12 protein-coding genes are annotated in these 14,487 nt (G+C 60.3%); 4 read left to right on the top strand and 8 right to left on the bottom strand.

The window, feature by feature from the left end:
- Positions 1 to 191 precede the first annotated feature (191 nt).
- A complete protein-coding gene (locus OKB87_RS08410; RefSeq protein ID WP_270827131.1) occupies positions 192 to 2,288 on the bottom strand; it encodes an ATP-binding protein in 2,097 nt (698 codons plus the stop codon).
- An 18-nt stretch (positions 2,289 to 2,306) separates the two neighbouring features.
- Positions 2,307 to 3,491: an FIST signal transduction protein gene (locus tag OKB87_RS08415; RefSeq protein ID WP_201903164.1), complete on the bottom strand. Its 1,185-nt coding sequence runs from the start codon at positions 3,489 to 3,491 to the stop codon at positions 2,307 to 2,309.
- Positions 3,492 to 3,604: 113 nt separating this feature from the next.
- On the opposite strand from OKB87_RS08415, the gene OKB87_RS08420 reads away from it, so the two are divergent.
- Entirely contained in the window at positions 3,605 to 4,516 is a 912-nt protein-coding gene (locus tag OKB87_RS08420) for a gluconeogenesis factor YvcK family protein (RefSeq protein ID WP_039213739.1), read from the top strand.
- A gap of 51 nt (positions 4,517 to 4,567) precedes the next feature.
- Here the strand turns inward: OKB87_RS08420 and OKB87_RS08425 are convergent, their stop codons facing one another.
- From OKB87_RS08425 to lpcA, 3 genes are all read right to left on the bottom strand, one after another.
- Positions 4,568 to 4,903, bottom strand: coding sequence for an Hpt domain-containing protein (locus tag OKB87_RS08425; protein ID WP_017410426.1), 336 nt, complete (start codon positions 4,901 to 4,903; stop codon positions 4,568 to 4,570).
- A gap of 321 nt (positions 4,904 to 5,224) precedes the next feature.
- Positions 5,225 to 6,004 carry a class II glutamine amidotransferase gene (locus OKB87_RS08430; protein WP_146061384.1) on the bottom strand — a complete coding sequence of 260 codons (780 nt, stop codon included), beginning with the start codon at positions 6,002 to 6,004 and terminating at the stop codon, positions 5,225 to 5,227.
- A gap of 141 nt (positions 6,005 to 6,145) precedes the next feature.
- Positions 6,146 to 6,724, bottom strand: a complete 579-nt coding sequence (lpcA, locus tag OKB87_RS08435) for a D-sedoheptulose 7-phosphate isomerase (protein WP_270827132.1) — start codon at positions 6,722 to 6,724, stop codon at positions 6,146 to 6,148.
- Positions 6,725 to 6,968: 244 nt separating this feature from the next.
- Between lpcA and fadE the strand changes: the two genes are divergently transcribed.
- Together fadE and OKB87_RS08445 are read left to right on the top strand one after the other, a co-directional pair.
- Entirely contained in the window at positions 6,969 to 9,425 is a 2,457-nt protein-coding gene (gene fadE / locus OKB87_RS08440; protein WP_049048830.1) for an acyl-CoA dehydrogenase FadE, read from the top strand.
- Positions 9,426 to 9,590: 165 nt separating this feature from the next.
- Positions 9,591 to 11,108, top strand: a complete 1,518-nt coding sequence (locus OKB87_RS08445; RefSeq protein WP_011705467.1) for an HD domain-containing phosphohydrolase — start codon at positions 9,591 to 9,593, stop codon at positions 11,106 to 11,108.
- Positions 11,109 to 11,189: 81 nt separating this feature from the next.
- Here the strand turns inward: OKB87_RS08445 and OKB87_RS08450 are convergent, their stop codons facing one another.
- Both OKB87_RS08450 and dnaQ read right to left on the bottom strand, forming a co-directional pair.
- The gene (locus OKB87_RS08450) at positions 11,190 to 12,455 is read right to left on the bottom strand and encodes a TIGR03503 family protein (RefSeq protein ID WP_065478297.1); all 1,266 of its coding nucleotides are present in this window, start codon (positions 12,453 to 12,455) and stop codon (positions 11,190 to 11,192) included.
- The gene (gene dnaQ, locus OKB87_RS08455) at positions 12,452 to 13,186 is read right to left on the bottom strand and encodes a DNA polymerase III subunit epsilon (protein ID WP_011705465.1); all 735 of its coding nucleotides are present in this window, start codon (positions 13,184 to 13,186) and stop codon (positions 12,452 to 12,454) included. The genes OKB87_RS08450 and dnaQ overlap by 4 nt, the downstream gene beginning before the upstream one ends.
- Positions 13,187 to 13,238: 52 nt before the next feature.
- Between dnaQ and rnhA the strand changes: the two genes are divergently transcribed.
- The gene (gene rnhA / locus OKB87_RS08460; RefSeq protein WP_135320153.1) at positions 13,239 to 13,703 is read left to right on the top strand and encodes a ribonuclease HI; all 465 of its coding nucleotides are present in this window, start codon (positions 13,239 to 13,241) and stop codon (positions 13,701 to 13,703) included.
- Positions 13,704 to 13,758: 55 nt separating this feature from the next.
- On the opposite strand, the gene OKB87_RS08465 is transcribed toward rnhA, so the two are convergent.
- Positions 13,759 to 14,481 (bottom strand): class I SAM-dependent methyltransferase, encoded by a 723-nt coding sequence (locus OKB87_RS08465; RefSeq protein ID WP_016350242.1) that lies wholly within the window; start codon positions 14,479 to 14,481, stop codon positions 13,759 to 13,761.
- Positions 14,482 to 14,487: the final 6 nt, after the last annotated feature.

Consider the following 14,487-nt stretch of genomic DNA (forward strand, 5'->3'; position numbering starts at 1 on the left):
ATGAAAACAAGGTTTTCGCATTTTGCAAATAAAGCGCCCAATAAAAATCAATAACCGCGCTGCAAGCCGCATAAACTGGTTCTGAAAAGTTGGCACGACTTTTTCATATAGAATCGTACAACCCGATTTATCCCGTGCTCTCTTCAGTATTTGCTGAAGAATTGGTCAACCACCCAGGTTGACCATTTTTTTTAGCTGCGATCCGGCGCTGTAGGCTGAAAATGGCGTTGCAGACACTCCCGCAGCCGCATCAGGCTTATCGGTTTGGCCAGAAAGTCATCCATCCCCTGGGCCAGGCAACGAGCCCTGTCTTCCGCCATGGCATTGGCCGTCAGCGCCACGATGGGCACGCTACAACCCAGTTCTCGCAGACGCCGGGTCGCCTCCAGTCCATCCATCTGCGGCATCCGCATGTCCATCAGGATGAGATCCGGTCGTTGCTCCGCTACCTGGGCCAGCGCCTCCAACCCGTTGGCCGCGACTCTGACCCGGCTCACCAGCTTTTGCAGCATGAGCGATACCACCAGCTGATTGACCGGACTGTCTTCCACCACCAGCACATCCAGATCCTGAATCGGCTGCTGATCCGGCTCGGGCCGGCTGCTGCATTCGCATGGCAGCGCCATGCCCGGCAAATCGAACCAGAAGCAGCTCCCCTCACCGGGGGCACTGCGCAACTGAATGCTGCCGCCCATCAACTCCACCAGCCGCTTGCTGATGGCCAGTCCCAGCCCGGTGCCCGAGAAGCGGCGGGTGGCTGAGCTGTCGACCTGAGAGAAGGGTTCAAACAGCAGCGCCTGATCCTCGGCCGAGATACCGATCCCGCTGTCGGTCACCGAGACCCTCAACTGCTGCTCATGCCAGCTCAGTTGCAGCAATACGCTGCCACGACTGGTGAACTTCACCGCATTGCCGAGCAGGTTGCTGATCACCTGGGAGAGGCGCACCGGGTCCCCCTGCAGCTGGGCGGGTACGGCGTCGTCAACTCGCCAATCAAGGTCGATACCCTTGCTGCCCGCCTGCGCCAGCAGCGGCTCGATGAGAGACTGACAAAGCTGGGCCGGCTGCAACGTTTCGCAGTGAAACTCCAGGGTATGGGATTCAATCTTCGAGAAATCGAGCACGTCGTCGATGATGGTCTGCAAGAGACGCGCGGCATGGGTGGCGTGGCCCAGCAGCGTCTGTTGCTGGGGTTCGAGCTGGGCGTGTTGCAGCAGATCCAGCATGCCCAGCACCGCGTTCATGGGAGAGCGGATCTCGTGGGTCATCATGGCCAGAAACTGCGACTTGGCACGGTTGGCCGCTTCCGCTTCGTCCCGCGCTCTGGCCAGCTCTTGCTCACGGCGGATCTGGTTGCCCACATCCCGCGCCGTGCCGCGATAACCGATGAAGACGCCGGCCGAATCGAAACAGGGCTCGGCGTTGATCTCCATCCAGCGCGGCCCATTGGCCAGGCTGACCTGTGCCCGCACCGCCCGCACCGGCAGGTGCAGACCGATGAGCCGGCGATACTTGCCCCATTCGGGGTCGCGCCTGTCATGAGCGTAATCGTAGAGGCTCTGGCCGGGTTGATGCACCAGCATATCCCCCTGCTGGCCGGGGGCCGATACATAGCTCAGCCGGTGCTCGGTATCCGTCTCCCAGAACCAGTCGGACGCCATGCCGGCAAAGCTGCGAAAACGCTGTTCGCCCGCTTGCAGGGCCAGCGTTTTCAGCTCGACCTGTTCCTGCAGGCGGGCTCGATAGGCGATGTTGACCAGCGCCTGGGAGATGAGCGGACGACAGCGCTGCATGGCCGCCTTGCTCTTGAGATCGAAGGTCCCCATCACGGCGTGACGGCAGATGAGCACGCCGGAAAAACCGGGGGCGCGCAAGCCCGTCATCATCACGCTGGCCCAGCCTTCAACATCGGCCAACGGCGCCAGTTCCGGCAACTGGGTCGGATCATAGATGACCAGAGTCTCTCCCTCGATGGCGCGAGAGAAGAGCGGGGTCAGCTGCCAGCTGCGCCCCACTTCGCCATCCTGGGTGCTGAGGTGGGTGATGCCGCCCTCTCCCTCCCAGGCCACCACATCCGCATGTTCGAAGCCGATGAAGGGCTTGAGCACCTGAATGAGGCTGTCCAGCACCTGTTCCAGCGTCTGGGCATCGGCCAGCGTCGCCACCCCGCACAACAGGGTTTGCGACTCCTGGCGGTATTTGGCCTCGCGTTCCCGGCAACGCACCAGCTCCACCAGGGTGGTCTGCAGTTTGTCGCCGAGGGCTTCCAGTTCCGTGTTACCTATCATCTTGTTTCCAGCGCAATGTCAGCTGTCGAGGAAGATCACGCTCGAGACCATCAGGTTGCCGTGCGCCAGCTCACCATGGGGCAGGCGGCCCTGCTCGCCGAAGGTGAACGGGGTGATGAAGGGGATATCCCCCAGCCGGGTATGAAATTGATCGACAAATTGGCATAAGCTATCACCAAGAGCCAAGCGACAACCAGCACAAAAAATCACAAGGGCGCCAAACGGCTGCATCTCGGTGGTCATGCCGTACTCGGGTTCGATGCGGGTTGCATTCAGACTGCGTTGCAGCAAGCCCTCCTGGCTGCTGTACATCAGCAACAACCGCTCCCCGACCTGAGTATCGGTAAAGAGGCGCAATCCGCCACCTTCTGTCACGGCCTCCGGGTGGGAGAGCTTGTAATAGGGCATGTCATCCAGGGTGCCGACCTGTCTGGCCAGCGGCGACAGGGTGGTCTCCCGCAGGATGGGACCCACCGGCCAGGGGGTTGTCCGTCCGCTCCAGCGAGCGTAGACCTCGGCTGCCGGCTCATGATCGATGGTGAGGATCTCCCGTCCCGACAGGGCCGTGATGGTGCCGCGATATTCGGTGGGGACATAGCCGGAGTGAAACTGGAACGCCAGCTGGCAATCGGGATAGAGCACGGCCAGTGCGACGCCCTCGCGGGTACTGCCCTCATCCCAGCACAGCTGCCAGTCACCGCTGACGCTGTTGTCGGCGGCGGAGCCCCCGACGACCGGGACCGTCGTGCCCAGCTCGGCTTCGATGCTCTCCAGCATCGCCTCCTCCTGGCCCGGGCTTGCATGCAGCAAGATGAGTTGTGGCAGTTCGCCGGGGCGCCCCCCATCGGCGATGGCACTGCGCAGCAGCTGGCGCACATCCACTGCATCCCCCGCCTGGCCCGCCACGCCGTAGGCCCCCTTCTCATCGTAGATGGCCGCCACTGCCAGCCCGATCCCCTGACGGGCATGATGGCCGGTCTGGGTCATGACCCCACCACAGGAGCTGCAACCGATCATTCGAGACGACGGGAACTGCTGTTTGAAGTGATGGCGCAGTTCCTCGGCATCGTGAGCCTGAGTAAAATAGACCAGTAACAGCGAAGGGGAATGAGGTGATTGAGCGAGCAGCCGCTCACTGACCTGCCGGGCAGCCAGCAGGGAGGTCTCTTCAAGAGAGTGAGCCGTCAGGAAGTTCAACACCATCTCCTAGTTGTTCATGATGCTGGGGGTAAGCAAAAATCATACCTTAATCAAACAATTATCCCGTCTTATCGATTAGAATCACATTCAATTGAGCCCAACCACAGGAAAACGGCATGTGGCAGAAGAACATCAATGATTTTGACCGGGTCGTCGCCATCGGTGGCGGCCACGGCATGGGCCGTGTGCTCTCTTCACTCTCGTTTCTGGGATCGCGCCTGACCGGCATCGTCACCACCACCGACGATGGCGGCTCTACCGGACGACTGCGCAAGAGCCAGGAGTGTATCGCCTGGGGAGATCTGCGCAACTGCCTTAATCAACTGGTGACCGATCCCAGTATCGGCAGCCTGCTGTTCGAATATCGGTTCGCTGGTCGCGGCGAACTGGCGGGCCACAACCTCGGCAATCTGATGCTGCTGGCGCTCGACAACCTCTGCGTGCGCCCTCTAGATGCTATCAAGCTCATCAGCGACATGCTGAAAATAGAGTCACAATTGTTACCCATGTCTGAATTTCCCACCGACCTGTGCGCCCACACGGCCTGTGGCAACCAGATCCTGGGGGAAGTCTCCATCGATCAGCTCGACACCCCGCCGCTCTCCCTCAGCCTGAGCCCGGAGGTACCGGCCACCCGCGAGGCGGTGCAGGCATTGGCACAGGCCGACATGATCATTCTGGGCCCCGGCAGCTTTCTTACCTCCATCATGCCGCCCCTGCTGCTGGCTGAGGTGGCCCAAGCCATCAACGAGAGCGATGCCATGCTGGTGTTCATCTGCAATCTGGTCGCCGAAAACGGTCCTGCCAGCCAGCTCAGCCTGCACAATCAGTGGCGCTGGCTGGAATCACGGGTCGGAGCGGGTCGGGTCGATGCCATTCTGGCCCCGGCGGGGGAATACCCAGCAGAGCTGGCTGGCCGATTGATCCTGGCCGAGCTGGGTGAGGCCGCCCTTCCCCATCGGCACGATCGCCTGAAATTGAAACTGGCACTGGACAGGGTTATCCAGCAACTGGTCAATCAACGCTAATCGGCGGGTAGAGGATGGCAAATCCGGCGCCGATGCGCCGGCTGCAGGGGCTCAGTGATAGTTGGCGAGGTGGGAGAGCACCTGGGGCAGGGATTGCTCCAGCTCGGCCAGCAAACGGGCGACTTGCTCGCCATCTTCATGTTTGCAGGCCTGTTCCAGCGCCACCACCTGTTGGTAGCTGAGCTGGGCACCATAGCTGCCGCAGGAGGACTTCATGCTATGGGCAAGCCGGGCCAGTGCGGGCCAGTCCTGCTGTTCATAGAGCGGGCGCAGCTGGGCAAGCTGTTCCCCCACCTCTTCGATGAAGACCGAGATCACCACCGGCATCATCTCCTGGCCGATGTCTTCCGCCAGCTGTCGCAACACCTTCTGATCCAGCCACTCCATTCCGTCATCCTCCTTATGGTATTCAAACAGACCATACTATAGATGCCCGACACGACTCAGTCACGTCTCATCGCCGTCAGAAAATCGAACTCAAACGGGACGTGAATCAGAAAAGCGTGATCAGGATCGCCTAACCAGACAATAGATGGCCGAGTTGCAACATAAATGTTGCCATGAAATTAACAATTAAATAACAATGGCAGCCGTGAGAATGATGCGACTCAGCAACACCTCTCTCATCCCTTTTGCCTGTATGGCTGCTGCGAAGAACCAGGGTAGGATTCTACCCTGGTATTTTTTTATCTCTGGATCAGCTGATTATCACAGCTGATTGGCACCCACCCGCTCGCCCAGTCGAAACAGACTGAACTCGCCCGGCGCCATTTTTACCCAGTTTTCATTACCGGTCAGCGGCCTAGTCGCAATCAGGGTCACCACATCGTCCGGTGTCGTCTCGCTCTGAAAGTCGATGGCGACATCTTCATCCAGCAGACGGGCCTCCCCGAACGGAGCTCGCCGGGTCAACCAGTAGAGGTTGTTGCTGCAGTAGGTCATCACGAATTCCCCATCCGACAGCAACATGTTGAATACCCCCAGGCCGCGCAGCTCGTCGCACAGGGTCGCCAGGTAGCGAAACATGGCGGGGAAGTTGGCAGGGCGTCGGGGATATTTCTGTTCCAGCCGATCGAGCAGCCAGCAGAAGGCATGTTCGCTGTCGGTGTCGCCCACCGGTCGATGGCGGCCGGTGGCCAACCCTTTGTAACCCGTCAACTGGCCATTGTGGGCAAAGGTCCAGTAACGACCCCACAGCTCGCGGGTAAAGGGGTGGGTATTCTCCAGCGAGACGCAGCCGCGGTTGGCCTGCCGAATATGGCTGACCACGGCGCGGCTCTTGATGGGCAGCGCCTGCACCAGCCTGGCAATCGGCGACTGGGCACTGGGCTCGGGATCCTTGAAGGTACGAAAGCCTTTCCCTTCGTAAAAAGTGATGCCCCAGCCATCCTTATGAGGCCCGGTCTTGCCGCCGCGCAGCATCAGACCGGTAAAGCTGAAGCAGATATCGGTCGGCACATTGGCACTCATGCCGAGCAGTTCGCACATAGGCTGCAGGCTCCTTGCTGACTTGACCATCTCATTTTGCCACTCGGCCGGCTCAGCCTGCGCTGACACCGGCCGCTTGCGCAAGATCCCGCCGGGACACGGCCAGACAAGGCACGACTATCCCGGCTCGAGATCCCTGCCTTACTTGGCCATCTCTTTTTCGACCAGCTGGATCAGGATGTGGATCACCTTGATGTGCACTTCCTGAATGCGGTCGGCGTAACCAAAGTGCGGCACCCGGATCTCGACATCGGCCAGACCGGCCATCTTGCCGCCATCCTTGCCAGTCAGCGCAATCACCTTCATGCCTTTGGCATGGGCGGCTTCAATGGCTTTCAGGATATTGCCGGAGTTGCCGCTGGTGGAGATGCCGAGCAGCACGTCACCGCAACGGCCAACTGCTTCCACGTAGCGGGAGAAGACGTAGTCATAGCCAAAGTCGTTGGACACACAGGAGAGATGGCTGGGATCGGAGATGGCGATACCGGCATAACCGGGGCGGTTCTCGCGATAACGGCCGGTCAGCTCTTCGGCAAAGTGCATGGCGTCGCAGTGGGAGCCACCGTTGCCACAGGAGAGTACCTTGCCTTCCTGCTTGAAGGAGTCAGCGAGCAGCTTGGCGGCCGCTTCGATGTCCTTGAGATTTTGCTCATCTGCCAGGAACGCCTGGAGCACGCTGGCAGCTTCGGTCAATTCATTGCGGATCAGTTCTTGGTACATGATGTCTCTTCCAAAATATGGGCCGCGCCATTGTCGCACAAGCCAATCCCGGAGTCGCCCCCTGCCCGTCAAGAGCCCCTCTGCAGGACGTTATGCCGATCACAGAGCCAAGGTAACAAGCTTGTAAACAGCTTGATAAGTTTGTGCGTATGAATTACAACAGGGACCATATCCAACAGGTCAGACCTCTGGATCAGTTCAACCATATTCCCCCAACTTCGGCAACTCATGCAAGGAGCGAAAAATGACGACGACCCTCACTCTGCTCGGAGTGATCCTGGTGATCGGCGCCATGGCTTATCGCCGGGCGTCTCTGTTCACCTCCACGCTTGCCACCGCGGCAGCCCTGATTGTCGGCACCCTCTATGGCCACGTCCCCCTGCTGGTCTGGGCGCTGTTTGCCGTGATCGCCATCCCCCTCAACCTGGTAGATTTTCGTCGCAACCAGCTGACCAAGCCGCTGTTCAAACTCTACAAATCCATCATGCCGGAAATGTCCCGCACCGAGAAAGAGGCCATTGAAGCGGGCACTACCTGGTGGGAAGCAGACCTGTTTGCCGGCAACCCGAACTGGAAGAAGCTGCACGCCATTCCGGTCAGCACGCTGTCTGCCGAAGAGCAGGCGTTTATGGACGGTCCGGTTGAAGAAGTGTGCCGCATGGTCAACGACTGGGAAGTGACCCACGAACGAGCCGACCTCTCTCCCGAAGTGTGGCAATACCTGAAGGACCACAAATTCTTCGCCATGATCATCAAGAAGAAATATGGCGGGCTGGAATTCTCCGCCTATGCCCAATCCTGCGTGCTGCAAAAGCTGTGCGGCGCCAGCGCCGTGCTGGCCTCCACCGTTGGCGTACCCAACTCGCTGGGCCCGGGTGAGCTGCTGCAACACTATGGCACCGACGAACAGAAGGATTACTACCTGCCCCGTCTGGCGGTCGGCAAGGAGATCCCCTGCTTCGCCCTGACCAGTCCGGAAGCGGGTTCAGACGCCGGCTCCATCCCCGACTTCGGTATCATCGCCAAGGGTGAATGGGAAGGGGAAGAGGTGCTTGGCATGCGCCTCACCTGGAACAAGCGCTACATCACCCTCGCCCCGATTGCCACCGTTCTCGGTCTGGCCTTCAAACTGCGCGACCCGGATCACCTGCTGGGTGACGAAGAAGAGCTTGGCATCACCTGCGCCCTCATTCCGACCCACATCAAGGGGGTCGAAATCGGTCGCCGCCACTTCCCGCTCAACGTGCCGTTCCAGAACGGTCCGACCCGCGGCAAGGACGTGTTCGTCCCGCTCGACTTCATCATAGGCGGCCCGGCCATGGCCGGTCAGGGCTGGCGCATGCTGGTGGAGTGCCTCTCAGTCGGACGCGGTATCACTCTGCCCTCCAACAGCACCGGCGGCGTCAAGATGCTGGCCCTGGCGACCGGCGCCTACAGCCGTATCCGTCGCCAGTTCAAGCTGCCCATCGGCAAAATGGAAGGGATTGAAGAGCCGCTGGCCCGTCTCGGTGGCAACGCCTACATCATGGGGGCCGCCGCCAACCTGACCGTGACCGGCATCGACCTGGGCGAGAAACCCTCGGTCATCTCCGCCATCGTCAAATACCACCTCACCGACCGCGCCCAGAAGTGCATCATCGATGCCATGGACATCCACGGCGGCAAGGCCATCTGCATGGGCCCCAACAACTATCTGGCCCGCGGCTATCAGGGTGCCCCCATCGCCGTCACGGTGGAAGGGGCCAACATCCTGACCCGCAGCATGATCATCTACGGTCAGGGCGCCATCCGCTGCCACCCGTACGTGCTGCCGGAGATGCTGGCCGCCAGCCACCCGGATCAGGAACAGGCCCTCAAGGACTTTGACAAGGCGATGTTCAGCCACGTCGGCTTTGCCATCAGCAATCTGGTGCGCAGCTTCTGGTTAGGGTTAACCGGTGCCCGCTTCGCCGCCGCGCCGTTCAAGGATCAGACCAAAGGCTACTACCAGCAGCTCTCCCGCCTCTCTGCCAACCTGGCCTTCCTGTCAGACATGGCGATGGGTACCCTGGGTGGCGAGCTCAAGCGCAAGGAGCGGGTCTCTGCTCGTCTTGGCGATGTACTGAGCCAGCTCTATCTGGCCTCCAGCGCCCTCAAGCGCTATCAGGATGAGGGTCGTCAACACGCCGATCTGCCGCTGCTGCACTGGGCGCTGCAAGATGCCCTGTTCAAGGCGCAGGAAGCCATCGACGAGTTGCTGCGCAACTTCCCGAATCGCTGGATTGGTCTTGCCCTGCGCGTCATCGTGCTGCCGCTGGGTCGCGACCTGAAACGCCCTAGCGACAAGCTGGACAGCCAGGTTGCCCGCCTGTTGCAGACCCCGAGCGAAACCCGCAGCCGTCTGGCCCAAGGGCAGTATCTCACCCGCGAAGAGGGCAACCCCTTCGGCCTGCTGGAGCAGGCACTGGACGACGTGCTCTCTGCCGAGCCGCTGTTTGAGAAAGTATGCAAGGCTGACGGCATCAAGCGTCCGTTTATGCAACTGGACAAGGTGGCAGAGATCGGCCTGGCGCAGGGAGTACTCAACCAGACCGAAGCGGACCTGCTGCGCCGCGCCGAAGAGAGTCGCCTGCGCACCATCAACGTCGATGATTTTGATCCCATCGACCTGGTGGCCAACAAGGCGCTGTTCGAGCCATCGGCCTATCACAGAGCCGCCTGACAGACACATTGATAGTCAAACGCCTCCCATGTGGAGGCGTTTTTTATGGGGCTGCAACAGGATGACGACAAAGAGATTTCACAGATCAAATTTTATTTCTCAATAAGTTTCCTATCCTTAGTGAAGCAGTTAATGTAAGCACAGGATCCCAAACAGGATTGCATGATGGATGACCAAATCCTGATTATTGACGATGACGATCTGCCCCTTCTCGATGACCAGCAGGCTGGATGGAAGGTGATGATTGTGGACGATGAACCCGAGGTTCATCGCATCACCAAGATCACCCTGAGCAAGTTTGAATTCGATAACAGACCCATTGAATTTTTGCATGCTTATTCAGCCGCCCAGGCCAGGGAGCTGCTCGCCAAGACCCCGGACGTAGCACTGCTGCTGCTGGACGTGGTCATGGAGGTCGATCACGCCGGCCTCGATGTGGTCAAATTCGTGCGCGAGGATCTGCAAAACAAGATGGTGCGCATCGTGCTGCGCACCGGCCAACCCGGTCAGGCCCCGGAAGATGACGTGGTCACCAACTACGACATCAACGACTACAAGGACAAGACCGAGCTCACCTCCCAGAAGCTGCGCACCCTGCTGCGGGCCAGCCTGCGTTCATATCGCGATATCCGCACGCTGGAGAGCAATCGCCAAGGGCTGGAAAAAGTCATCGAGGCCTCCAAGGGGATCTTCGAGAAACGGGCGCTACGCCAGTTTGTCGAAGGGGCTCAAGAACAGCTCGGAGCCCTGCTCAGTCTGGAAGAGTCTCAAATCTACGATGTGAAGCAGTTCGCCTACGAAGTGCGGGATCAAATTCTGGAGCCTCTGCTGCCGGGCCACCCGTCACTGCGACTGGCAGATGCACCCTCTATCCTGCGCCAGGCCATGGCCAATCGTGCCAACGTCTATGATGGCAACCAGATGGTGCTCTACTGCCAGAACCCCCGCCATCACCTGCTGTTTCATATCGAGACCACTCGTCAGCTCAGCCAGATGGACATGGGGCTGCTCAGCCTGTTTACCGAAAACATCATAGTGGCGCTGGAGAACATCCGGCTCAACGAGGTCATCGCCGACAACCAGCGCGAGATCATCTATCGGATCGGCGAGCTGGTGGAGACCCGCTCCAAGGAGTCCGGCCTGCACGTGAAACGGGTCGCCCTCTACACCGAGCTGTTCTGCCAGCTGCTTGGCATGAGCGAGGAGCAGAGCGAGCTCATCAAGCGCGCCTCCCCGCTGCACGACATCGGCAAGGTGGGCATTCCGGATGCCATCCTCCACAAACCGGGCAAGCTGACCCCCGAGGAGTGGGAAATAATGAAGACCCACGCCCAGCTGGGGCAGGACATGCTCTCCGGCAGCGATCTGGCGCTGTTCCAGATTGGCGCCACCATCGCCGGCAACCACCATGAAAAGTGGAATGGCAGCGGCTATCCCCGTGGCCTCAAGGGTGATGCCATTCCGCTGGAAGGACGGGTGGTGGCGCTGGCTGACGTGTTTGATGCGCTCGGCTCGGATCGCTGCTACAAGAAGGCCTGGCCGTTGGACAAGGTACTGGCGCTGATCCAGGAGGAGAAAGGTCAGCACTTCGATCCCCAGTTGGTAGAACTGATGCTGGCCAACCTTGACAAATTCCTCGAGATCCGCGATCAACACAAAGACATCTACGTCGGGGAACATTGATGCAGAAGGGTTGCTGCTAACCTGCTTCCCCATAAATAACAAAGCCGCCTCGATGGGCGGCTTTTTCATGCGGTTACCCGGTTATTGTTCCGGCAGATTCAGATCCAGCTTGGCTTCCGGCTTGGCGCTTTCGCTCTCGGCCTTCTGCGCCGCCATCGCTTTTTTCAGTGCCCGCCGCTTTTGCAGCAAGATGAAACCGACGCCGCCCAGCAAGACCAGCAGGATGCCGACCCCACCGAGCAACCAGATCAGCCAGCCGCTGCTCTGTTTTTCCTCGAATTTCACCTGGTTGGGCACTGCAGCCGAGGTTTCAGAAGCCGCAGAGGCCGCCGATGGCTCAGCCGCCAGCACCGGGAAGATATTGAACGATTTCACCGGCAGCGTGACCTGGATCTCGCGGCCCAGCCGAGTCGTGCCAAACAGGGTGGCGTTCACCTCATACTGGCCAACCTCCTTGATGGCGGAGAGATCCACTTCCACCCGGGGTTCGGTCGCCACCGCATTGAACGCCATGCTGGCTCCCACCGTGTTGGTCGCCTTGCCCTCAATGACCACGGAGGCCGGATCCAGCTCATCGGCATCGATCAGGAAGGAGAGCTTGGCGCCAAACTCCTGCGAGGGAGGCGCCAGGGTATAGCTGACCGGCAACGGGTAGATCAGCACGTCCTGATAGCGAGCGCGGGAGAACACCTGATTGCCCGTGCTATACATGGCCCGGTATTTGCCAGCAGCCACATCCAGCACCGCCTCGGCGGTCATGATGCCGTCACCCGGCACCTCGTCGAGCCCCTTGCCATCGTCACGATAGTGGCCGAGCACTTCGTCAACGATGGGCTCCCCCTCCTGCTTGGCGTCGTTGAAACGTTGCAATCGCACCGTCATGCCAAGGTCGGTGAGGTAATAACCGGCCTTGGGCGGTGCATCGTCGATCAGCAGCCAGGACTTGAGCTTGACCCTTTCTCCCTGATAGAGCTGGGTCGGCAGTTGATCGGTTTCCAGCCTGATGTTCGACAGCAGGCGCACCCGGTTGTCCGGATCCACTTCGCCGATGGCCTGCCAGGGGCCCGGCATGGGATCACGGATGGTGATGAGATCCTGATCCTTGAGCGCCAGCCAGCCCACATCGGGGGGCGTCACCTTGCCCACATAGAGCTTGCTGCCGTCCGGACGCACCAGGATCACCGACGGGGTGCCCGGCTTGCGCGTCACGATGAAGGTGATCTCTTTCACCCCGTAATCGATGCGAAAGCGATTGTCGAGCAGGGGAATGTCGGAGGGGGCAAACACCTCGTTGGCCGAGGCCGTCAGCGAGGCCAATAACAGCAGGCCACTCCATAGCTTGCTCATTGCCGCCACAGGCAGGCTCCTCCCTTTTTCTGCACCAGATCCAGCCGCGCTTCGTGCACCGCCTCAATCTCGGCGCTGGCACGGATCACCTTGAGCGGTGGGCGATTGCTCTCCAGCCGGCGGATGCTGGTGTCCTGGTTGCTCTCATTCTCACTGCTCTCGGTAGCCAGATTCAACTTGGTCTGGCCACCCGTCATCAGCAGGTAGACGTCCGCCAGGATCTCCGCATCGAGCAAAGCCCCGTGCAGGGTACGGTGCGAGTTGTCGATGCCGTAGCGATCGCACAGCACATCGAGGTTGTTGCGCTTGCCCGGGAACAGGTCCCGCGCCATCGCCAGGGTATCCGTGATGCCGCAGATGTCGGCAGTCTTGAAATTGAGGCCGAGCTTGCCGAACTCATAGTCCATGAAGCTCACGTCAAACGGCGCGTTGTGGGCAATCAGCTCGGCACCGCGGATGAACTCGATGAACTCGTCGGCTATCTGGCTGAACGACGGCTTGTCACGCAGGAACTCGTCGGTGATGCCGTGCACCTGAATGGCCTCGGGGTCCACCAGCCGATCCGGCTTGATGTAGACGTGGAAGTGGTTACCGGTCAGCTTGCGGTTGATCACCTCCACACAGCCGATCTCGATGATGCGGTGTCCCAGATAGACGGGGCCACCGGCGGTGTTCATACCTGTGGTTTCAGTATCCAGAATGATCTGGCGATTCAGTTGGGGTGTGTTCATGATCCAATCTATGTCAAACTTCGGCTTTACCCGCTAGTTTACCCCAAGACTCATGCTAAAAAAGATCGATTTGTATACGGATGGTTCCTGTCTCGGCAACCCGGGTCCTGGCGGCTATGGTGCCGTCATGGTCTATGGCAAGCACCGCAAGGAGCTCGCCGCCGGTTTTCGCCTCACCACCAACAACCGGATGGAGCTGATGGCCGCCATCATGGGGCTGCGCACCCTGAACGAGCCCTGCCAGGTCAGACTCACCACCGACAGCCAGTATGTGCGCCAGGGGATCACCCAGTGGATCATCGGCTGGAAGAAGAAAGGGTGGATGACTGCCAGCCGCCAGCCGGTCAAGAACGTCGATCTCTGGCAGGCATTGGATGCGGAAGTGGCGCGCCATCAAATCGAATGGCTCTGGGTCAAGGGGCACTCCGGTCACCCGGAAAACGAACGCTGTGACGAGCTGGCCCGCGAGGCCGCCAGCGGCAAGCAGCTGGCCGAGGATACCGGTTACCAGCCCTGATCCCGGTCAGTCTCACCCGTCAGGGTCGCTCGCCAGCCAGGGCGCCCGAGACAGGCTACCAGCCCTGGCGCGCCATGCCCGGCGTCGCTATCGACTCGGGCAAGCGCCAGCGGCGGCGCACCGGCGTCAACGGAAAGCGCCGTTTGCGCGCCGCTATCACGTAGACGGACGCAAACGGCCTGCAATAATCCCGCCCCACACTCTCCCGCCACCAGCCGATCCGGCTCTGCTTGCCCATGAACGAGTAGCCAAAGCGCTCATCAAACATCACTTCACACCCGAGCAGCTGCAGCCAGTCGGTGACCCGCGCCGGAGTGAACATGCGGGCCGACCAGGGCAGATGTTGACGCAGGAAAGGCAGGCAGTGGCCGATGCCGACCAGGCTGAGCGGATTGTAGCCACTGACAATGAGCCAGCCATCGTCGGTCAGCACCCGCTCCGCCTCGCGCAGCACCTGGTGGGGGTCTGGCGAAAAGTCGAGACAGTGGGCCAGCAGGCAGGCATCCACGCTGCCGGTGCGCACCGGCAAGGCCAGTGGATCGCCCTTGAGATCCAGCAATCTGCCACTGGGGGCGACTCCTATCTGATGGCGAATGGAAGAGCAGCCGCAGGAGAGTTCGGCGCTCAGTGCCCCGACTTTAAGCAGATGATAACCAAACAGATGTGGGCACCAGCTGTCGAGCCGTTCCTGGATCTCGGCCGCTACCCAGTCCCCCATGGGCAGTGCCGACCAGCTGGTCGGGATCTCGATTTGTTGTTCGGTACGTGCCACCTGCATAATAGG

Origin of the sequence: Aeromonas sp. Y318-1 (genome assembly GCF_027706125.1) — a bacterium.
GTDB lineage: Bacteria > Pseudomonadota > Gammaproteobacteria > Enterobacterales > Aeromonadaceae > Aeromonas > Aeromonas hydrophila.

Coding starts and splice junctions, on each gene's coding strand:
- OKB87_RS08410 (WP_270827131.1), bottom strand. CDS start 2,288: ATGATAGGTAACACGGAACTGGAAGCCCTCGGCGACAAACTGCAGACC.
- OKB87_RS08415 (WP_201903164.1), bottom strand. CDS start 3,491: ATGGTGTTGAACTTCCTGACGGCTCACTCTCTTGAAGAGACCTCCCTG.
- OKB87_RS08420 (WP_039213739.1), top strand. CDS start 3,605: ATGTGGCAGAAGAACATCAATGATTTTGACCGGGTCGTCGCCATCGGT.
- OKB87_RS08425 (WP_017410426.1), bottom strand. CDS start 4,903: ATGGAGTGGCTGGATCAGAAGGTGTTGCGACAGCTGGCGGAAGACATC.
- OKB87_RS08430 (WP_146061384.1), bottom strand. CDS start 6,004: ATGTGCGAACTGCTCGGCATGAGTGCCAATGTGCCGACCGATATCTGC.
- lpcA (WP_270827132.1), bottom strand. CDS start 6,724: ATGTACCAAGAACTGATCCGCAATGAATTGACCGAAGCTGCCAGCGTG.
- fadE (WP_049048830.1), top strand. CDS start 6,969: ATGACGACGACCCTCACTCTGCTCGGAGTGATCCTGGTGATCGGCGCC.
- OKB87_RS08445 (WP_011705467.1), top strand. CDS start 9,591: ATGGATGACCAAATCCTGATTATTGACGATGACGATCTGCCCCTTCTC.
- OKB87_RS08450 (WP_065478297.1), bottom strand. CDS start 12,455: ATGAGCAAGCTATGGAGTGGCCTGCTGTTATTGGCCTCGCTGACGGCC.
- dnaQ (WP_011705465.1), bottom strand. CDS start 13,186: ATGAACACACCCCAACTGAATCGCCAGATCATTCTGGATACTGAAACC.
- rnhA (WP_135320153.1), top strand. CDS start 13,239: ATGCTAAAAAAGATCGATTTGTATACGGATGGTTCCTGTCTCGGCAAC.
- OKB87_RS08465 (WP_016350242.1), bottom strand. CDS start 14,481: ATGCAGGTGGCACGTACCGAACAACAAATCGAGATCCCGACCAGCTGG.